Origin of the sequence: Niabella ginsenosidivorans (assembly GCF_001654455.1) — a bacterium.
In the GTDB taxonomy this organism is placed as follows: Bacteria; Bacteroidota; Bacteroidia; order Chitinophagales; family Chitinophagaceae; genus Niabella; species Niabella ginsenosidivorans.
Window position 1 is genome coordinate 802,132 of sequence record NZ_CP015772.1, and the last position, 21,436, is coordinate 823,567.

At 44.5% G+C, this 21,436-nt stretch carries 15 protein-coding genes; 12 read left to right on the plus strand and 3 right to left on the minus strand.

What is annotated here, in order from left to right; genetic code table 11:
- Positions 1-5 precede the first annotated feature (5 nt).
- A complete protein-coding gene (locus A8C56_RS03470; RefSeq protein WP_245645734.1) occupies positions 6-620 on the plus strand; it encodes a shikimate kinase in 615 nt (204 codons plus the stop codon).
- Positions 613-996: a DUF423 domain-containing protein gene (locus A8C56_RS03475; protein WP_067752101.1), complete on the plus strand. Its 384-nt coding sequence runs from the start codon at positions 613-615 to the stop codon at positions 994-996. The genes A8C56_RS03470 and A8C56_RS03475 overlap by 8 nt, the downstream gene beginning before the upstream one ends.
- A gap of 293 nt (positions 997-1,289) precedes the next feature.
- Here A8C56_RS03475 and A8C56_RS03480 read toward each other — a convergent pair whose 3' ends face one another.
- The gene (locus A8C56_RS03480) at positions 1,290-2,567 is read right to left on the minus strand and encodes an NAD(P)H-dependent flavin oxidoreductase (protein WP_218917236.1); all 1,278 of its coding nucleotides are present in this window, start codon (positions 2,565-2,567) and stop codon (positions 1,290-1,292) included.
- Here A8C56_RS03480 and A8C56_RS03485 point away from each other — a divergent pair.
- The 10 genes from A8C56_RS03485 (at position 2,566) to A8C56_RS03535 (ending at position 19,394) form a co-directional block, all read left to right on the plus strand.
- The gene (locus tag A8C56_RS03485) at positions 2,566-5,130 is read left to right on the plus strand and encodes an FtsK/SpoIIIE family DNA translocase (RefSeq protein WP_067752105.1); all 2,565 of its coding nucleotides are present in this window, start codon (positions 2,566-2,568) and stop codon (positions 5,128-5,130) included. The genes A8C56_RS03480 and A8C56_RS03485 overlap by 2 nt on opposite strands.
- Positions 5,131-5,219: 89 nt before the next feature.
- Complete coding sequence (locus tag A8C56_RS03490) at positions 5,220-5,867, plus strand: LolA family protein (RefSeq protein WP_067752108.1); 648 nt, start codon at positions 5,220-5,222, stop codon at positions 5,865-5,867.
- 575 nt (positions 5,868-6,442) lie between these two features.
- A complete protein-coding gene (locus tag A8C56_RS03495; protein ID WP_218917237.1) occupies positions 6,443-7,060 on the plus strand; it encodes an RNA polymerase sigma-70 factor in 618 nt (205 codons plus the stop codon).
- A gap of 253 nt (positions 7,061-7,313) precedes the next feature.
- Positions 7,314-8,291, plus strand: coding sequence for a FecR family protein (locus A8C56_RS03505; protein WP_067752114.1), 978 nt, complete (start codon positions 7,314-7,316; stop codon positions 8,289-8,291).
- 195 nt (positions 8,292-8,486) lie between these two features.
- Complete coding sequence (locus A8C56_RS03510) at positions 8,487-11,897, plus strand: SusC/RagA family TonB-linked outer membrane protein (protein ID WP_218917238.1); 3,411 nt, start codon at positions 8,487-8,489, stop codon at positions 11,895-11,897.
- An 11-nt stretch (positions 11,898-11,908) separates the two neighbouring features.
- Complete coding sequence (locus tag A8C56_RS03515) at positions 11,909-13,906, plus strand: RagB/SusD family nutrient uptake outer membrane protein (protein WP_218917239.1); 1,998 nt, start codon at positions 11,909-11,911, stop codon at positions 13,904-13,906.
- Positions 13,907-14,002: 96 nt separating this feature from the next.
- Complete coding sequence (locus A8C56_RS03520; protein WP_067752120.1) at positions 14,003-15,283, plus strand: glycoside hydrolase family 76 protein; 1,281 nt, start codon at positions 14,003-14,005, stop codon at positions 15,281-15,283.
- An 18-nt stretch (positions 15,284-15,301) separates the two neighbouring features.
- Complete coding sequence (locus A8C56_RS03525; protein WP_067752123.1) at positions 15,302-16,441, plus strand: DUF4972 domain-containing protein; 1,140 nt, start codon at positions 15,302-15,304, stop codon at positions 16,439-16,441.
- A 23-nt stretch (positions 16,442-16,464) separates the two neighbouring features.
- On the plus strand, positions 16,465-17,916 hold the full coding sequence (locus A8C56_RS03530; protein WP_084490392.1) for a DUF4972 domain-containing protein: 1,452 nt from the start codon (positions 16,465-16,467) through the stop codon (positions 17,914-17,916).
- A 665-nt stretch (positions 17,917-18,581) separates the two neighbouring features.
- Complete coding sequence (locus tag A8C56_RS03535; protein WP_067752126.1) at positions 18,582-19,394, plus strand: SDR family oxidoreductase; 813 nt, start codon at positions 18,582-18,584, stop codon at positions 19,392-19,394.
- A gap of 41 nt (positions 19,395-19,435) precedes the next feature.
- Here A8C56_RS03535 and A8C56_RS03540 read toward each other — a convergent pair whose 3' ends face one another.
- Together A8C56_RS03540 and kdsA are read right to left on the minus strand one after the other, a co-directional pair.
- Positions 19,436-20,530: a calcium:proton antiporter gene (locus tag A8C56_RS03540; protein ID WP_067752130.1), complete on the minus strand. Its 1,095-nt coding sequence runs from the start codon at positions 20,528-20,530 to the stop codon at positions 19,436-19,438.
- 9 nt (positions 20,531-20,539) lie between these two features.
- Positions 20,540-21,367: a 3-deoxy-8-phosphooctulonate synthase gene (gene kdsA, locus A8C56_RS03545; RefSeq protein ID WP_067761556.1), complete on the minus strand. Its 828-nt coding sequence runs from the start codon at positions 21,365-21,367 to the stop codon at positions 20,540-20,542.
- Between the last annotated feature and the right edge of the window lie 69 nt (positions 21,368-21,436).

The window sequence follows — 21,436 nt, forward strand, 5'->3', positions numbered from 1 at the left end:
GTTCGTTGATAAATGGCAGGAGCGTTGTTTTTGAGGATTTTGTAAGAGCCACCGATAGCGATGCGGACAAAGATGCTACCTGTATTGCAGGCAATAAAAAATACAGAAGAAACATGCGGGTTTATTTGATCGGGTTTATGGGTGCCGGAAAAACACATTGGGGAAAAATTCTAAGCAAAAAGCTGGAACTGCCTTATTATGACCTGGATGACCTGGTGATCCAATCTGAAGGGAAATCCATTGCCAGAATTTTTGAGGAAGACGGCGAAGAATACTTCCGGGTAAAAGAAAAAGAGATCCTTTATATGATCACAGACAGCCATCCCAATTTATTGCTTTCCTGTGGTGGGGGCGCTCCCTGCTATTTTAATAACATTGATTACATGAACCGGCATGGCAGCACAGTTTGGCTGAATACGCCTCTTGATATTTTACTGGGCAGGTTACGGCAGCAGAAAGCGCACCGGCCTTTATTAAAGGACCTGGATGATGAACAATTAAAAGCCTATATTGTTAAAAAAAACAATGACCGGCGTATTTATTACGAGCAGGCACGGCTAAAAGTGAACGATACCCATATTCAACCGGAAGAATTTGTAAAAAAGATCATCGATGCATAAATTATATCTGAGCGCAGGAGCAGCAATTGCAGGTTTAGGCGTTATCCTGGGTGCCTTTGGCGCTCATAAATTAAAAGAGATTGCACCGGATACGGTACCTGTTTTTCAAACGGGTGTCCAATATCAGATATATCATGCCATTGCCCTTATTTTGGTAGCAATCGTTTATGAACGCTTCCCTGTAAAAATGCTGTCATGGGCGGGTGTCCTGTTTTTGATCGGTATTCTTTTTTTCTCCGGGTCTCTTTATGCGTTAACGGCTTTAAAAGCCACGGGTAAAGTGGGTTTGGGCGGTGTAGGCATTATTACGCCAATCGGTGGGCTGTTTTTTATAGCCGGCTGGATCTGCTTTTTACTGGGCGTGCTGAAAAAATAAAAAAGAAATATTCCTTTTTAATGGTTGTGGGTGCACAAATAAACCTGCCGGCCGGTCACCGGTGGAGAAGTGGGGCTGCTCTATGGAATGACAAATAAGCCGGACATTATTAAAAGCAAATGTCACGGTGATCCTGACGAACCATAATTCGATTGTAATTTTACCCTTCGTCAAGCTGCCAATGACAGATGTATTATTGTTTTGAAAATCAATCTCTCTTTTTGTCATCGCCTCATTGATTAGGCTCAAAAACTCAGAGCGACATACCTTCTCCTGGTGCCATTTAAAATCTATTATTCAGCAGCGTGTATTGTTTTATAAATTACAATCAGTTCGTTAATGATGGCTTCTGTAGGTTTGGCAGGAGCGTATCTTGCATTTTGCCCGGCCCAGAAATTCATAAAACCGGCATCTCCATGCTGTTTGGCCAGTTCCCGCATTTTCGTTGTAAGTAGATTCTGAATCGGGTAATCAGGAATCGGAAGCTGGCTGTTTTCAATCAACTCCATAAAATTATTTCTTATACCACGTGCCCAGCGTCCCGTATAGCTCCGGGTTAATTGCGTAGCTGTATCAGTAGCCCTTTTTAATAAATTACGGTAAACGTCCGTAGCGAGGCTCTCTTCAGCATTTATAAAATAACTGCCGATCTGTACAGCGCCGGCCCCAAGATTGAAAGCTGCCTGCATGGTTCTCTGGTCACAGATGCCGCCTGAAGCAATCACGGGGATCTTTACCGCATCAGCAATCTGGGGAACAAGAGCAAAAAGACCTGTTTGTGGTAGTGCTCCCGGCAAAAAAGTGCCCCGGTGACCACCCGCTTCAATCCCCTGGGCCACCACTGTATCCACACCTGATTTTTCAAGCATAACTGCTTCACTGACACTGGTGGCGGTTCCTGTTAATATAATTCCATTTGATTTTAGCTTTTGAATACATTCATCATCGGGTACTCCAAATGTAAAACTAACAAAACGAATGTCTTCTTCAATGATCAGGTCGATCAGGTCCTGGTAGGGATAGAACTGATAACAGAACCCGGTATTTTCTGCCCAGTTCTTTTTCTTCAGTATATTTTGAATAAAAAGCAGCATCTGGCCGGTTGCCTCTTTATTTTTTTCTACATCAGGAGCGGTATTTGCAAAAAAGTTCACCGCAAATGTTTTACTGGTCAGCTGCCTGGTTTTCCGGATCAGCTTCCGGGAGGCTTCAACAGAAAGACCGCCTAAAGGTAATGACCCCAGTCCGCCCGCTTCGGCAACCGCAGCCACCATCTCCGGTGTTACCACGCCTAACATGGGTGCAAGAATAATCGGATACTGTGTGTATGAAATTACCGGGTTCATAAAGAAATATGTTTTAAAGCTGCGGACCGCTTTTCTTTTCAAAATTATAAAAAGGAACGAAATGCCGGCTGCCGGTCTGATCTCAACAATAAAAGCACCAGGAAAACGATGGGTGTTTTTCCATTCCGTTGCTTCAGAAGCCTTTGGCTTTGCCCCGGTTCCGGGATAAATATTCGTTTCCGGAGGTTCATTTTTCTCCGGGGGTAAATAGTATCTTTGCCCCATGGCGAATAAGAGTAAATCGAAGAACAAAAGACCAACAGCCCGGACAAACACAAAGAAAGCCGCCACAGGAACCTGGAAGGTTGAAAAAGAAGAAAAAGTACAGCTAAAGGCGCTGGCAAAGGATGAACGTACCTGGAAAATTGCAGGAACAACCTTTCTGCTGGTTGCTGTTTTTTTAATTATTTCTTTTGTATCCTATTTTTTTACCTGGAAACAGGATTTTACACAAATATCCAGAGGCAGTGCCATCCTTTGGGACTTTGATGTAAGCGTCAACAACCTGCTTGGAAAATTAGGAGCGCTTGCTGCTCACTTCTTTATCTATAAATTATTTGGTGTTGCTGCTGTTCTGATCTGCACGTTCTTTTTTGTGGTAGGGGTAAACCTTATGTGGCGGCGCAGGGTTTTTTCTGTTTGGAGAAACCTGAAATATGTAACGCTGGGAATGCTGGCCGGGTCGGCCATCCTGGCCTATTTACTGCCCAATGAAGAGTTTCGTTATGGAGGAGGAGTAGGAAATATGATCGTGCACTGGCTGGTGGCATCATTAGGACAGATCGGTGCCGGCGCTGTTTTGGGATTGATCGTGATCGCCTACTTTATCTGGCAGTTTAACCCTGTGTTCAGCTTTCCCGGGAAGCTGAAACGCGTGAATGGCGCTCCTCCTCCGGAACCGGTAACTGCCGGAGCCGGAGATGAGCCGGAAGTAAAAGAACCGGAAGCCGTAGAAAAAATAGCCCCGGTACAGGAAGGCGCAAAGCTGATCATAGATGTTGACGTTGAAAAGCCAAAATATGATATTAAGCTGGTGAATAAAGAACCGGAGGTGCACGCAAAAGAAGAAGAGGAAGGGTACGAACGTATAACCGTTTTAAAACCCGGCATAAAAAAGCCGGACCCGGTTATTGAAAAGGCTGATGCTGCCGCTGCTCAGGAGCTGAACATACCGGCTGCCGAAAAAACAGGCTCTGTAAAGCAGGAAGAGGATCTGAAGCTGGAGATCAACTCAGACCCGATTGCCCCGGTACAGCCCGCTGTGGCAGATGAAAAAAAGAAGCCTTATGAACCCGCGCTGAATCTGCGTAATTATAAAAAACCCACCACCGATTTACTGGAAACGCATGGGAGTGAAAAAGTGGTGCAGGATCCGAATGAGCTGGAAAATAATAAGAACCAGATCATTCAAACGCTGCGGAATTATGATATCGAGATCCAGAAAATAAGCGCTACCGTTGGGCCAACTGTAACCCTTTATGAGATTGTGCCCGCGGCGGGAGTGCGAATTTCCAAGATCAAGAACCTGGAGGATGATATAGCGCTGAGCTTATCAGCATTGGGCATCCGCATTATTGCGCCCATACCCGGCCGGGGCACTATTGGTATTGAAGTGCCCAACGCGCGGAAGACCATTGTAAGCATGAAGACCCTGCTGGCTTCTGAAGAATTTACAAAAAGCAGTCATTCTTTGCCCATTGCATTGGGAAAGAGGATCGATAATAAAAACTTTATAGTAGACCTTGCTACCATGCCCCACCTGTTAATGGCGGGCGCTACCGGCCAGGGGAAGTCTGTTGGCATTAATGCGATCCTTGTTTCATTATTGTACAGCAAGCATCCCTCGCAATTAAAGTTTGTTCTGGTCGATCCGAAAAAAGTAGAACTGAGCGTTTACAGCCAGATCGTGAACCATTTCCTGGCGCGGTTGCCAAACGAGGAAGATGCTATTATTACAGACACCAAAAAGGTGATCAATACATTGAACGCGCTTTGTATAGAAATGGATAACCGGTATGATCTTTTAAAAGACGCAGGTTGCCGGAATATAAAGGAGTACAATGCAAAATTTGCTGCGCGCAAGCTGAACCCGGAAAGAGGGCATATGTTTATGCCGTTTATTGTACTGGTAGTAGATGAATTTGCGGATCTGATCATGACAGCAGGTAAAGAAGTGGAAATGCCGATTGCGCGCCTGGCCCAGCTGGCACGTGCGGTGGGCATACACCTTATTATTGCCACGCAGCGCCCGTCAGTAAATATAATTACGGGCATTATTAAAGCCAATTTTCCCGCACGTATTGCCTTTAAGGTGAGCAGTAAGATTGACAGCCGTACGATACTGGATGCCGGCGGGGCTGATCAGTTGATTGGTAAAGGGGATATGCTGATCAGCCTGAACGGGGAGATCTCCCGTTTACAATGCGCGTTTGTAGATACCCCGGAAGTGGATAAAGTGGTGGACTTTATTGCATACCAGGAAGGCTACCCCGAACCTTTCCTGCTGCCGGAATATATAGATGAAAAGGACCTGGAAGCTGCCGGTGATTTTGATCCGGATGACCGGGATTCTTTATTTGAGGATGCCGCCCGATTAATTGTTGCCAACCAGATCGGTTCTACCTCTTTGCTGCAGCGCAGGATGAAGCTGGGCTATAACAGGGCTGGCAGGTTGATGGATCAGTTGGAACAGGCAGGTATTGTTGGCCCCAACCAGGGCAGCAAGGCCAGGGAGGTGCTGATAAAGACAGAGGCGGAATTGCAGCAGCACCTGGACATGCTGGGTTAAAATCTGTTAAAATCTGTTAAAGGCTGCAACTATGCACCATAGCTGACGTCTAACCGATGTAATAATTATCAAAACAAATTCAATACAACATGAAGAAATTATATGTAAGCGCATTTTTTTTATTAGTAGCGGTATGTTCATTTGCACAGCAAAGGGACGCGAGGGCAAAGGCGATACTTGATGAAGTAAGCGCAAAATTTAAAACCTACCAGACCGTTACGGCCAATTTTGCTTATTCTATCCAGAATGCACAGGGCAAGATACTATCAAAAAAGACGGGTATTGTCAATATGAAAGGGCCAAAGTTCAATATCTCTTTCGGTAGTAATAAAATTATCAGCGACGGAAATACAGTATGGAACTATGATCCTTCCACCAAAGAAGTTACAGTAAACAATGCCAATAAATCAGAGAGCACCATTACTCCTCAAAAACTGTTTACCGATTTCTATAATAAAGACTTTATGTATGTAATGGGCAATGAATCAACAGTAAACGGCAAGCCCGTAAGCGTGATCATTATGCAGCCCATTGATAAGAACAAACCGTTTAGCCGGTTATATGTAGCTGTTGATAAAGCCTCCAAAACAATAGTAAGCACAACCGTTGTAGAAAAAGGCGGTAACCGGTATGTATATATGGTAAGCCGGCTGAAGCCGAATGCACCTATACCTGATGACCAGTTTACATTTGATAAAGCAAAGTATCCGGGGGTAGAAGTGGTGGACTTAAGATAATGATATAACCTGTTTTTTTTATATAATCCCGCCGCAATAATCATGTGGCGGGTTTTTTATCTGGGAAATCAGAGCAGATTTTCCTTTTTAAGCCGGATCTTACGGCAGGGTACCCGGTCTTTTATCCGCAGCGGGTCAGTGTATATGATCCGTATACAGCCCTGCGTCAACATTTATAGCCCAGAAGCAGGGACCTGCTATTATGGATTTTAAATTCATAATAGGTTTATTCACAGGCTTTATGAAATAAAAATACCACCTGTGCTTTACAACTGTATGACCTGTTTTGTGTTTGGGAATCTTTTTTTACTGATTGTTGCTTAATTTAGCCCTTAAGGATTGTTTAAAAAAATTGACTGTAAAAACAACTTTGGCTCATTTTATAAATTAAAATTAAAAAGTATTTTTGCTGATGGATTGCAGGCATTAACGATTTTTGCACTTGATTTTTCAGCGGACTCTTATTGAAAAAAATGTATTCAATATGCTTGTTTCACAGGTGATTTTAAGACGGTCCGGCACCTTTTCATTTTTAAAGTTACAGTAAGGGCAACTGTATATATTTATTCCATTAATTGAATTTAAATAAAATGGAGCGCAATGAAGAAATAATAATCAGGCAATTGAGAGAAGGTTCGGAAAGAGCGTATAAATATTTGTATGACCATTATTATACAACGTTGTGCCATACTGCAAACGGATATTTACAGGATCCTGATCAGTCGGAACTGATTGTGGGAGATCTCATTTTTCATTTATGGGAGATCAGGGAATCTTTGCAGATAGAAACCTCTTTGCTGGGCTATCTGGTCAGCGCGGTCAGGAACAGGTGCATCAATTATTTGTCCTCGTCGCGCATAAGACATGAAGTGCCGGTTTCTTACCTGCTGCAAAAATCGGCTTTGGGAATGGCCGCTTTTGATTATGCCACGCCAAAGGATTATGTAATGAACGGATTGTTAGAGAAGGAGTTAGATGGGGAGTTTGCCAATGCAATCAATGCTTTGCCGCCCGAATGCAAAATCGTTTTTGTAAAGAGCCGTTTTGAAAAGAAGAAATACGAAGATATTTCACAGGAATTAAGCATATCCGTCAACACCGTTAAATACCATATGAAGAATGCCTTACGGTTGTTGAGGGAAAAGCTGGAAAAATATGTGGCCATTCTTCTTGTCCTTTTTTTCTTTAAATAACCGCCATTTTCTTTAGATATATATATTTCCAATTGATCTGATCTGCTGATGGGCAGCCTGTTTAAATCTTAAAACCAGGTATTTATAAACAGGAAGTTCTGTTTTCTTCTTTTTTTATAAAAAACTCTTTTTTTGACTACCCTTTTTTCCTGTTTTCCTGTCTTATCTAAAAGATCATAAAATAGAACATACGAACAGCCATATAGATGAATTGATTGCTGCATTTTTATCCCGGCAACTGGACGAGAGTTCAATGAAGGAACTAACAGAATGGGTAAATGCCACGCCTGCCAATAAATTATATTTCCGGCAGCAGCTGGAAGTATGGTCTGCTGCAATTGAGCAAAAAAACGCCCATTTATATAATAAGGACAAGGCTTTTAAACGGTTTAAGAACAGGGTGCGACGTGTAAAAGCAGCCGGCAATAAAGAACCTTTACGCCCGTCTATTATTATGGCTGCCCATAAGCGCGGGTTCTATTATAAAGTTGCTTCTTATGCCGCTATCCTGGTTATAATAGCAGGTATGGTGCTTTTTCTTCGTACTACCCGTTCCGGACCAGGTGCTGCTTCCGGCAGGGAACGGGTATCATTTATTCAGATAGACGTTCCCTTGGGAGCAAGAAAAAAATGTATACTGCCCGATAAAACGGTGGTATGGCTCAATGCGGGCTCTGTTTTCAAATACCCCTCTGGTTTCAGCGGCAAAACCAGGAAAGTATTTTTAAACGGAGAAGGGTATTTTGAAGTGACCAAGGATGCCGGGCACCCTTTTATTGTAACTACTTCCAAAGGTACTATTACGGTTACGGGAACAACTTTCAATGTGTATGCATATGCAGCAAAGCCCCGTTTTGTTACCGCATTGCTTGAAGGGCATGTGAGCGTTATTGCTAAAAACGGTAAAGCTGTAAATCTTTTACCGTTACAAAAAGCAGAATTGAACAATGAGGCGTTAACAATTTCTTCCATATCTGACCCTGACGAATACAGATGGAAGGATGGTTTGATCTCGTTTGATAACGAACGGATCACTGATGTACTGGAGCGCCTGGGGATCGCGTTTGGTCAGAAAATAACTATTCAGCACCTGGATAACCCCAACCTGTTACTGACAGGGAAGTTCAGACTTAAAGACGGATTGGAATATGCGCTGAAAGTGCTGAGCGAGAGCTATGACATTACCTATAAACATGATGCTAACGATAAGGGATATATCATTATAAACTGACCAAATTACGAGAGCGAAGCATTTATGGGAATAAGGACATAAACGATTTAAAACATTGCTGTCATCAAATTCAATCGCTGTTATAAAATAATTGCGGGCATTTATTTGTCATTGAGAATAATAATAAACATTCAATCATACATGAATATAAAATCAACATCAGTTTCCCCGTCCGGTAATTTTAAAAAACGGGGTTTGAAGACGTATCTGATAAAAGGGATTTGTGTGCTTCTTATGCTCTTATACTGCGTGCATAATATAAGTGCGGCCGTTTATCAAACCCGGACCGTATCGCTCAATATACAGAATGCGCCGTTAAAAGAAGTACTGAGGGCCATTGAGGATCAGACGGATTATCTTTTTATCTATTCAAAGGATATAGACGTTGCCCGTAAAGTGTCGTTAAATGTGCAAAACGAAACCATTCCCAATGTGCTGAAAACATTGCTTACCCCTCTTAAGCTGGTATATAAAACTGAAGGGCAGCATATAACGATCATAAAAGAGAACCCCGTGGCACGGAATAACCCGTCATCATTGGCATCGAGAATGCTGCGTGGTACGGTAACAGATGCCAAGACTCAGAAACCGATAGCCGGTGCCAGCGTTACTATTTCGGGCACAGCCATTGGTACCACAACAGATAAAGATGGTTTTTATCAATTACGGACCGATCAGAAAGAATGTATCTTAAAGATCACCTATGTTGGGTATAATGATCTGGAAATAAAAGTAAATACAACTGAAAACATCTATGATGCAGCCCTGTATGAAAAGGAAAATTCCTTAACGGAAACGGTTGTGATCGGCTATGGCACGCAACGTAAAATAAGCAATATAGGCGCACAGTCATCATTAAAACCGTCTGATATAAAAATCCCGTCTTCCAACCTGACGGGAGTGCTGGCTGGAAGGCTTGCCGGGGTTATCTCTGTACAACGTACGGGAGAACCGGGCAAAAACTCTGCGGATATCTGGATCAGGGGGATTTCTACACCCAACACTTCATCTCCTTTAATTCTTGTAGATGGTGTGGAACGCCCTTTCAATGATGTTGACCCCGAAGACGTAGAATCGCTTACCATCCTGAAAGACGCTTCAGCAACGGCTGTTTACGGGGTACGTGGCGCCAATGGTGTAATCATTATCAAAACAAAGCCGGGAAGGATAGGAAAGCCGACCATCAACGCGGATTATTACGAATCGTTTATCCGGTTTACAAAAAAGGCAGACCTGGCAAATGGTATCGGATACATGAACGCTGCCAACGAGGCTTTGCGCAACGACGGGCTGGCCCCTAAATATTCACAGGAATACATTGAGAATACAAGGCTGGGAAAGGATCCCTATTTGTACCCGAATGTTGACTGGTTGAAAGAAGTATTCAATAACTGGGGGTACAACAGAAGGGCAAATGTGAACGTACGCGGGGGAAGTGAAAAAGCTACTTACTATGCTTCCGTAAGCTACTATAACGAAACCGGAATGACGGCCACAGACAAAAGCATTACAGCCTATAACTCTAAAATGAAATACAGCCGCTATAACTTTACTACGAACGTAGCTATTAATGCAACGCCTACCACAAAGGTAGAAATAGGCGCACAGGGTTATTTGGGCGAAGGGAACTATCCGGCCATTTCCTCTCACGACATTTATGCTTCTGCTATGTCCATTTCTCCCGTGGATTATCCCAAAATGTTTTATGTGCGGGGGCAGGCCTATGTTCCCGGCATCAACCCGAACGGGGGCTTCCGGAATCCTTATGCCGATGCCACCCGAAGGGGCTATGATAACCTCACAAAGAACCAGGTATATTCAAATCTCAGGGTTACCCAGGACCTGGCGATGCTCACACGTGGTTTAACATTCTCGGCAATGTATGCCTATGACGTGTATAATGAAGTAGATCTTCACCAGACCCGCAGGGAATCTACCTGGTACCTTACCGATATAAACATACCTTATGATATGGATGGATACCCGATATTGACCAAGACCTATACAGGATCTGATGTACTGGATTATAGTCAGTCCTCGTCAGGTAACAAGAAAACATATCTGGAGACCTCATTTAATTATGACAGGGCTTTTGGTGATCATCGTGTAAGCGGGCTATTGCTGTATAATCAGCAGCAAAGATTGGTTTATCCGCAGAGCACGCTGGAAAATGCCATTCCGTACAGGATGCAGGGCGTTGCTGGACGTGCCACCTACTCATGGAAGGACCGTTATTTTGCGGAATTTAATATAGGATATACAGGTGCAGAAAATTTTTCTCCCAGGAAAAGATACGGTACGTTCCCTGCCTATGGCGCAGGATGGGTTGTATCTAATGAAAAATTCTGGGAACCGTTTCATGATGTGATTTCTTTCCTGAAATTCAGATATACCGACGGGAAAATAGGGAACAGCAACGTATCGGACAGGCGCTTTATGTATCTGGATCAAATAGCAGCAAACGGTTCCTATGGATATATTTTCGGATCGAACGGTACCAGGTATGGTGGTTATGAGATCATCAATAATGCGGTAGATCTCGTATGGGAAGAATCGCGAAAGCAGGACCTGGGTGTTGAGCTGAAAACATTGGGAGGCGATCTGTCCATTATTTTCGACCTGTTCAGGGAAAGACGTAAGAACATTTTATTAAAACGTGAAAACTCAATCCCGTCCTTCATCGGGTACAATATGGCTTCACCTTACGGTAATGTAGGTATTGTAGAAAACAAGGGCTTTGACGGAACAATAGAATATAATAAACGCTTTAACCAGAACTGGACGATTAATCTTAGAGGAAATATGACCTATAACAACGATAAGTGGATCAAGGGAGATTTACCGGAGCAACGCTATCCGTGGATGAACCAGCACGGACAAAAGATCCTTGCTCAAACCGGCTATATAGCCGAAGGCCTGTTTACGCAGTCGCAAATTGATGATATGACCCGCTGGGAAGCGCTTTCGGACGAGGATAAGCTCATAACCCCCAAGCCGTTTGCCACCCAGTTTGGCAAAGTAAAAGCCGGCGATATCCGGTATAAGGATCTGAATAACGATGGTAAAATTGATGCTTATGATAAAACGTATATCAGCCGGGGCGACGTTCCTGCAATGGTGTACGGGTTAGGGTTTACTGTTATGTGGAAAAACTTATCCGTCAGCGCTCTTTTCCAGGGAACTGCACAGGCAGAGCGTATATTGAGAGGCAACAGCATACAACCGTTTAACGGTGGTGGCGGAGCCGGAAACCTGTATAGCAATATCAATGACAGATGGACGGAAGAAAACCCCAGCCAGAATGTATTCTATCCCCGGCTTTCCTATGGAAGTGAAACACCGGATAATCAGAATAACTTTCAGCCAAGCACCTGGTGGCTGCGTGATGTGAGTTTCCTGCGCCTGAAAACATTACAGGTTTCTTATAACTTACCTAAAAGCTGGGCTCAGAAAATATCGCTCACCAATGCAGCCGTTTATATGATGGGATACAACCTGTTGACCTTTTCCAAATTCAAATTATGGGACCCCGAACTGAATTCGGACGACGGCAGCCAATATCCGAATACGTCCTCACTTTCTATAGGAATAAACTTTACATTTTAAATTTAAAAGCGATGAAACGCCCATATAAAAATTTTTCACACACAACCTGTTCCGCCAAAGCGGGCGGCAGCATACGAAGCCTGACATTGAAATGCATGATCCTGTTACTGGTGCTGTCAGCAGGGGCATGTTCTAAATATTTTGACCAGGTGCCGCAGGATCGCTTGTCAACGAATGAAATATTTCAGACAAGATCCGGTGCATTGGGCTATCTGGCAAACGTGTATACGTATATACCGGATGAATTTAACCAAAGACAGGTTCATGAAACCGCCCTGTACAGAACGCCTGGCCCGTGGACAGCGGCCAGCGATGAGGCTGAGTATGTACTATCTGATAATAAGGCAAAACTGATAAACAATAACACCCTTGATGCCACAGACCAGACTATGGTAAAATACCGTTGGAAAAGCTGGTTTACGGGAATCCAGCAGGCAGAAGCGTTTATAGCCAATATTGATAAGGCTCCGGCAGATCAGGTGAGCACGTCGGAAAAAATACAGTGGAAAGCGGAGGCCAAGGCGATGCGCGCCATTTATTACTTTTATCTTGTACGTACCTATGGGCCCGTGCCGGTTCTGAAAGAAAACTATACACAGGATACCCCTACCGATGAATTACAGTTGCCCAGAAGCACAGTAGACGAGTGTTTTAATTATATTGTTGAACAATTGAAAGAAGCACAAAACGAAGGGCTTTTAGATAATGCGGCCACAGATGCTGTTTCCGGATTAGGGCGCATTGATAAGGCCATCGCACAGGCTTTCATTATTGAAGCGCTTACATTCAGGGCAAGCTGGTTATTTGACGGGGAATGCAGCTATTATGCCGGTTTGGCAAACAACGACGGGCAAAAGTTATTTCCCGAAAAGCCCAGTGCTGCAACCATTAGAAGTAACTGGCAAAAAGTGGCTGATGAATGTGCAACGTTCCTGAATACGTATGGAACACGCTACAGGTTAATGTACACCAATAAGAACGGAACGGTTGTGGGCAGCGCTGATGCTGCGGACTTTGATCCGTATGAATCTTACAGAAGGGGAGTGCGCACACTGAGAAGCGATATGGCCAGCAATACAGAAATGATCTTCTATCGTATAGATAATTCCGCCGGTACAATGGAATATGACCGCATGCCCAATGATCATCGCATTAGTGATGGAAACTATAAAGGCGGGAGTTTGTTAGGTGCCACGCAGGAGCAGGTAGACGCATACTTCATGAATAACGGAATGTCGCCAATCACGGGTTATAAGGCCAACGGGATCACACCGTCAATTAATGAGGCATCAGGCTATGTGGAAGACGGGGTCAGCAAAGCTGATTATACATCGGCAACCGGGCAGGTATATGCCCCCGCAGGAGCCCGTATGATGTATGTAAACCGGGAGCCGAGGTTCTATGCAGATATTACTTTCAGCGGGCAGAAATGGTTTGCAGGTACAAACGGCGGAAATATTACCGATTTTACATACAGCGGCGCTTGTGGCAAACTATACGGAGTGAACGACTATAGCAGCACAGGATATCTTGTGCGCAAGCATATGGGGGCGGGCGATCGTAATCAAAGCCTGATATGCATCCTGCTTCGGCTGCCGAACATTTATTTTAATTATATGGAGGCACTTTGCCATATTGATCCGACAAGTGCTGAACTATGGAAGTATATGAATGCCATCCGCAAGCGGGCAGGTATACCTATGTATGGAGAAGGCGCAAATGCATTGCCCCGTCCTGCTGATGCAAACAGCGTAATGGATTTGATACGTAAAGAAAAAAGAGTGGAACTGGGCTTTGAAAATACCCGTTATTTTGACCTGCGCCGCTGGGGGCTTGCAACTGAATTTTTCAATAAAGCCGTACATGGTATGAACATAAATGCCGACGGGAACGATTTTTTTGTTCGTTCAAAAGTTATTGACAGAAGCTTCAATCGCCAGTATTTCTTCCCCATTCCGCAGGGCGAAATAGATATTGATAAGAATTTAGTTCAGAATACCGGGTATTAATTAAACAGACACATGGAATATTCATTTTCATACCCCAGGGCTGAATAGGTTCCTTCTGTAAAAAGACTATATGATTTAAGATAATAAAATATACACATGAAAAATTATATAACCGCAATAATGCTTATTATCGGTGCCATTTATACAAACGCCTGCAATAAGTCCGATAATAAAGAATATGTTCTTGATTACGACATTGTGCCTCCCTATACCAATGCAGATGCCTGGATTGCCTATGACGCTTTCAATCAAAACCTGTTTGACAGTCAAACGCACGTTTACAAAGTAAATACGGATACAGAGGAGGGTGCCAATACCAAAGCCACAATAGGCGCTGTATGGACCCAGGCAATATACTGGGATATGGCGATGAATGCCTATAAAAGGGCAGGAGCAGAAAAAAATGCAGAGAAGCAGGCAAAATATAAAACCCTGGTAAACCAGATCTATCAGGGCTGCAATGATCATTATGTAAACTTTGACTGGCACAACCAGGATCCCCAGAACGGGTGGTTTATATATGATGATATTATGTGGTGGACTATTTCCTTTTCCCGTGCCTATGGCATCTTCAAAGACACTAAATACCTTACCCTTGCTGATGAGAGTTTTTGCCGGGTGTGGCACGGCTCGTATAGCTTAAAAGACAGGGGCTCCTATGATAAAGAAAACGGGGGGATGTTCTGGAAGTGGAACAACAGTAACCCGCCGGATAACAGTGATAACGGTAAAATGTCCTGCATCAATTTTCCGGCAGTGGTAGCCGCAGTAACATTGTATAACAATATTGATCCCGCAGATGCGCAGCATAAGACTGACGATAAAACCGGCTTCAACGGTGATCCGGACTATCCGAGATGGCATAGCCGCGACACCTACCTGAAAAACGCAAAGGAGATCTATGAATGGGCTGTAAATAATCTTTTCGACAAAAATACAGGCAATGTTGCCGACAGCCGCCATGGGAACAGCGTAGACTGGAACGCAACACTGTATAACCAGGGTACCTTTATCGGGGCTTCCTGTTTATTGTATAAAGTTACCGGCCAGCAGGAGTACCTGGATAATGCCATAGCAGCTGCGAATTATGCCATGAACACAATGTCTGCGCCGCTTTATATTTTCCCTTACGGGAACGGAGAAGAGCAGGGAATTTATACAGCCATTTTTGCACAGTATATGAATATGCTGATCTATGATTGCGGTCAGACCCAATTCCTGAAATGGGTAACGCGCACAATCGGGTATGGCTGGAGCCACCGGAACGACCGGAACCTTACGGGGAAAGATTATACAAAAGCACCTGGCTCAACCGTTTCCTGTTATGACGCTTCGGGCATTCCCGCGCTCATGTTGTTATTTCCTGCAGATAAATAATTAAAAACCGTACAATAAATGAACAAAATAATCAGCTTGTTTTTATGTATCTGCTGTACATTGGTACTGGTACAATTCACGTCATGTTCTGAAGAGAAGCACAAGTTTGTGGAAACGATCGGGGTCCAGGATGAGTACATCACCCAACTGGACACGCTGATAGCTTCCATGAACCGGCTGGCAAATAATTCTGATTACGGAACAAGAGAAGGGCAATATCCTGCCGAAAGCCGGGCCATTCTTACGGATGCCATCAGTAATGCGAACCGTTATGTATTGCTGATAAGATACCAGACCCCTTCTCCTTCAGAAAGCGAAAAGCAACGTTATATTTCCGAAATCAATAATACCATTGAAAAGTTCAAAAACAGTAAACGCACCGAAGATGCGGAAACGATTCCCGCAGAATTATTTGTAGATGGCAAAACCACCCAATCCTATATAGATTTTGGAAGAAGTAAAGATTATACGGTATTTGGAACAACCGGCAATCAGTCCTTTACCATAGAATTTTGGGTAAAGATCAAAGAACGCGGCCCGTATGACAACAGCATTTTTATGTCCACCTTCTTTTCAAACAGTGATAATCAGTGGCGGAATGGCTGGATGATGTACTGGCGCAATGTCAATAACGGTATTTACCGCGTTACCTGGGGCGGCATACTGTCAGGCAATCGCTGGGGATTATGGGAACCTTCGTATCCTGCCCCGCAGGAGGACGTATGGCAGCATTTTGCTTTTGTTTACAGTGATAAGGGGCTGGATGGCAACAGCGCCCTCCGGGCGAAGCTCTATCTGAACGGAACGGTTGCAGCTACACAGAATAACAGTAATGCTTCCGAAGTATATAATTCTTCGGATTATGATAATTATGATAAACCGATGACCGCATTCTGCCGCTGGGTAAACAATGACAAAATGGAAGAAGGCTTTTCCGGTTATATGAAAAAAATCCGCATCTGGAAAGAAGCTAAAGACGATGCTTATATTCAGGCATCCTTTAAAGAAGAAACGGAAATTATCGGTAGGGAAAATAACCTGGTTGCTGCATGGGACTTTACCTCAAAGCCTTCCGGCGCCGATAATACGGTTTTGGATTTAACAGGAAAACATGAAGCAAAAATTATAGGAACCTATAAATGGGAACAGACCCAGTAATTCACTTTAAGCGCATTATTAAAATGAGAAAAACAATATATCACCCTCTGCGATCCGCCCGGCTGCTACAACTGGCTTGCCTTATACTGGCGCTCTATGCTGTTATGGGCTGCTCCGGTAATAAAGAGGACCTGTTCATTACAGATACGAATCTGAGCATTTTGGAAACCAATAAAAGCAATCTGGAATCTTTGCTCACCAGTTCAGCCTACGGAACGGCTGCGGGGACGTATCCCGAAGATAGCCGGGCCATACTGACAACCGCCATTTCAAAACTTGAAACGGTCATCAGTGGATTGAAATCGGGCAACAACATGTCTAAAGATGAATTGGAACAGCAGTTGGCTGCGGTTAATCAGGCAATTGATGAGTTTAAAAACAGTCGTTTATATAACCTGTCTCCCCAGGCGCAGCAATTTGTGGAAAACCTGAAGGCAAAGGCCCGGGAGTATGCGGCTATCCTGAATGATGCACCCAAATGGGGCAATCATAAAGGGCAATATCCGGTTGACAGTAAAGAAGTTTTACAGAATGCCATTACCGCTTTATACACTTTTGCCGAAAACATTTTATCCGGTTCTGTAACCAATGTAACGCAGGCGTTATATGATGATGCGATACAGGCTGCAGAAGAAGCTATGCAAAAAGTGGAAGATTCAAAATGGCAGGAAGACCATATCATATGGAACCTGTTTGTTGACGGTAATAACGGGGGATACATCGACTTTGGTTATAGTCCCGATTATGTGCAGTTCGGGAATAATAATAAGCAGGCATTTACGGTTGAGCTTTGGGTAAACGTGACTTCCTATTGCAAAGAGCCCGGTCAGGATAACAGCACTTTCTTATCCACGATGACACAAAAAGATTACTGGAGTGGCTGGAGAGCCCAGGATCGTAACAAGGGATTACTTAGAACAATGGTAGCTCATTGGCAGGATAGCGGTCCTTCGAATCCCCAGGAATGGGAACCCGGTTATAAAAAGTCAGACAACTGGACGCTCAACAGGTGGACGCATTATGCTTTTCTGTTCAGAGATGAAGGCCTGCCCGGATTTGATACGCCTACGGATGTAAAATGTTATTCAATGGTTGACGGGCAGCGCCAGGGAGAAGTAATCCGGGTAGGAGAACCCTGGAGAACTTATATCAACGACAACAGTATCAAATACCAGGTGCATATGACAGGTTTCTGCTCCCTGGACAACAACGGGAACAGGCAGGAGGCGTTCTCCGGATATATAAAGAAAATAAGGATCTGGAAAACGAACCGCACGGAAGATCAGGTCAGAAGTGCCTACCTGGGTACTGAAACAGGTGTAACAGCAGATAACCCTGATCTGGTGGCGGCATGGGATTTTGAAACTTTAGGCAATAGGCCGGAAGGCACGGAATTTAAAGACCTGACGGGAAGACATACTGCTACACTTAAAGGCGCTTTCAAATGGGTGGAATCGTCTGCTGTGCCCCAATAGGAAGCTGCTTACCGGACAGGCAGGTTTAATGCAATGCTTATTACTGGTGCCTGTCACAGCTTTTTAAATATGTTAAAGTGTAAATACCTTAGAGCTTCACTCTCCCCTGTCATCGGATAGCCCGGAGGGGCTTTATATCGGTAACAGGCAGCAGCCCTGAATGATGGTGAGCGCCGCAGGTGCGGCCTGTTTGGGAATGATAATGCAATTGCTGAAAGGATAAGCATTTTTTACCCGGCAGTAGAGAGCCACTTTGCGGCACACGGGGCATCATCAGTTCAGGCATGTACGATTACAGCAATCCCTGCCATTACATAAAGCCAGGATACAGACTGCATGAGTTCCGGTAGCTGACCCTGATAGAAGGGCCCAGGAGGGGCTTTATATCGGTAACAGGCAGCAGCCCTGAATGACGGTGAGCGCCGCAGGTGCGGCCTGTTTGAAAATGATGATGCAATTGCTGAAAAAGATAAGCATTTTTAGCCGGATCTTATGGCAGGTACGATGCACAATATTGGCCTATTTTCTACCCTGTTAAGCGGCGGGCCGGGGGCATTGCTCTTGCCTTGCGACGGCCAAAGTTGCTGATTTAAAAAACTACATTTATTTTTATAGCGCACTACCTGAAAATAATTTGTTTATTTTTATTTTATAAATGCTGATTAATGAGTGATTTTGATATTAACGGAAAAATAATTGTTGTAACCGGCGGAACGGGCATTTTGGGAAAAGCTTTTGTTGAAGGAATTGCTGCTGCAGGAGGTATACCTGTTATAGTAGGCAGAAATGAACAGGTGGCCAGGGAAAGAGAAGCGCAGATAAAACAGCAGGGAGGCAGGGCTTTGGCTGTTATTGCTGATGTAACAGATGAAAAGCAGCTCATAGCCGGTCGTGATAAAATAGTACAGGAACTGGGCCAGATTGACGGGCTGGTAAATGCAGCGGGGGGCAATATAAAAAATGCGGTTATTGAAAAGGATAAGGATCTTTTTGATCTGGATCTTTCAGCATTGCAGGCTGTAATGAATCTGAATTTGTTTGGCACTGTGCTGCCTACGCAGGTTTTTGGAAAAGAAATGGCCCGGCAGGGAAAAGGAAGTATTGTGAATATTTCTTCAATGGCGGCGCAGAGGGCTATAACAAAAGTGCTGGGGTATAGCCTGGCCAAAAGCGCTATTGATGCGTATACAAAATGGTTTTCTGTTGAGCTGGGCAACCGTTATGGTGATTTGATCCGTATGAATGCGATCGCTCCCGGATTTTTTCTTACTGAGCAGAACAGGGAACTGCTGACAAATGGGGATGAAAGTCTTACCGAACGCGGTAACCTGGTGGTACGACATACGCCTTTCCGGCGTTTTGGGGCTCCTGAAGAGCTGACCGGCGCGTTGATCTGGTTGCTGAGCGATGCTTCAAAATTTGTAACCGGAACCGTTATAACTGTAGACGGCGGCTTTTCTGTATTCAGCGGTGTTTAACCGGCTGATGCCGCATCGGTTATGACCGGAATAAGAACTGTTTACGGGAAAATGGTCAGGAACAGGTATGTCGCAAAAATAGTCAGCAGCACCACACCATACAGCACATTGGTCTTTCCTGTAACCAGGGACAACATCACTGTAAAAATAGAAAGGATCAGCAGCACGGTTGATGTAGTATCAATACCTAATAAAACTGGTGTGCGGCTGAATAAAGTGTAAATAGCCACTGCCGGGATCGTCAGCCCGATACTGGCCAGTGCCGAACCCAGCGCAAGGTTCATGCTGGTTTGCAAACGGTTTTTACGTGCAGCCTGTATGGCTGCAATACATTCAGGCAGTAATACCACCATTGCAATGATAATACCTACCAGTGAATTGGGCGCACCGATGGCAGCCACCCCTGTTTCAATAAATGGCGATAGCATTTTGGCTAATAATACCACAGCCCCCAAACAGGTGATCAGCAGGATCAGGCTGACAATGGTAGTCTTTACTGTCGGTGGTAGGGCATGCAGGTCTTCCTCTTCGCCTGGGTTTCCGTTCTCATCTTTAGGTAAAAAATAATCCCGGTGCCGTACCGATTGGATCATGATAAAACTGGAATAAATAATAAGGCTCACCACAGCTATAAAAACCAGTTGTGGTTGTGTGTACTGCGGGCCGGGCTGGCTGGTGGTATAATTGGGCACTACCAGCGTAAGTACTAATATGGCGGTAAGCGCTACCAGTGCAGATGTGGCCGCGTGCTTGGTCACAAATTGCTCTCTGAATTTGGCGCCGCCGATGAGGATACAGATGCCGATGATAAATGTAAGGATGATCATGATCGCCGCAAAAACGGTATCCCTTGCCAGTGCTGCAGCTTTTTCCCCTCCGGAAGACATCAGGGAAACGATCAGTGACACCTCAATGACCGTTACTGCCAGCGCCAGTATGATGGTACCAAAGGGCTCTCCCACCCGGTGCGCTACCACTTCTGCATGATGCACAGCAGCAAGAACGCCTGCAATCAAAACAAAACAGAGAATAACAACCGGAAGGGTGCCTGTCCTTCCTCCCATGGTAAAATAGGCGATCCAGGCTAAAACGGGCGATAACAGCGTCCAGGTGGGTAACGACAGGCTGAATTTCATAAAATGGGTTTAGGTGGAGATAATGGCTTCCCGGATCTTTACCAGTTGTTCCAGCAAAGGCTCCAGGTAATCCAGCTTCAGCATATTGGCGCCGTCGCTTTTGGCAATTGCCGGGTTGGGGTGTGTTTCTATAAACAGGCCATCCGCCCCTGTGGCAATAGCAGCCTTGGCGATGGTACCAATCAGTTCCGGGTTGCCCCCTGTTACACCACTGGTCTGGTTGGGCTGCTGCAGGCTGTGCGTGCAATCCATTACAACCGGCACACCATGTTCCTTCATCCAGGGAATATTTCTGAAATCGACTACCAGGTCCTGGTAGCCAAAGGTATTTCCCCGTTCTGTTAAAATAACTTTTTCATTTCCCGCATGCTTTACTTTGTCTGCCGCAAATTTCATAGACGGTCCGCTAAGAAATTGTCCTTTCTTAATGTTCACTGTTTTACCTGTCCGGGCGGCAGCTTCCAGCAGATCGGTCTGTCTGCTCAGGAAGGCCGGTATCTGCAGCATATCCACGTATTCAGCAGCTAAAGCAGCTTCTTCATGTGCATGAATATCGCTTACAACAGGAATGTGATATGTTTCTTTTACCTGTTTTAAAAGCTGTAATGCATTTAGATCACCTATTCCCGTAAACGAATCAATACTGGTCCTGTTTGCTTTTTTATAGGAAGATTTAAAGACATAGGGAATGCCCAGGTTTTTGCAGATGCCGGAAACTTTTTCTGCCACGCCCATTACCAGGGCTTCTCCTTCCACCACGCAGGGGCCGGCTATAAGAAAAAAAGAATCGGGATGGTATTGCTGGCCTTCAAAAAGGTCTTTTAAGAATTGTTGCATAGCTACAAACCTACATAAAATTTTCGTGCGAAAAGCGAAGAACCTGTCCCGGATGGTGCGGGTGAACGG